The 341-nt window shown below is 71.3% G+C and carries 1 pseudogene; it reads right to left on the reverse strand.

The annotated features are described in order from the left end of the window. Positions 1–157, reverse strand: a pseudogene (locus FLQ44_RS24485) (malic enzyme); the annotation flags it as partial. Between the last annotated feature and the right edge of the window lie 184 nt (positions 158–341).

Raw genomic sequence — 341 nt, forward strand, 5'->3', positions numbered from 1 at the left:
CGATCGCCTCGCAGGCCGCGGCCACGCCCGGCGAATAGGCCAGCGCTAGATCGCGCTGGTTCACCAGTGCCTTGGTCGGCGTGACCTTGATCTTGCCCGGCGGGTGCTGGCGGTGATAGTCGAGGGCGGCTTGCTTGAAGGCGTCGTTGTCGGACATGTCGGGCGCGGGGCTCTGGGGCAGCGGGGCCGTCCATGGTAGCGCCCCGCGACGACGCTGGCCGCCCATGCCCTGGCGTATGTCGAACGCTCCGCTGCCAAGCGTTCGCCCGCGGGTCATGGGGTGGCCCTCGGCCCACCCTGAGCGCATGCATGGGTGGGCCCTGGCCCGCTACGCACTCCTG

The organism is Vogesella mureinivorans, assembly GCF_007644035.1.
Classification (GTDB): Bacteria; Pseudomonadota; Gammaproteobacteria; order Burkholderiales; family Chromobacteriaceae; genus Vogesella; species Vogesella mureinivorans.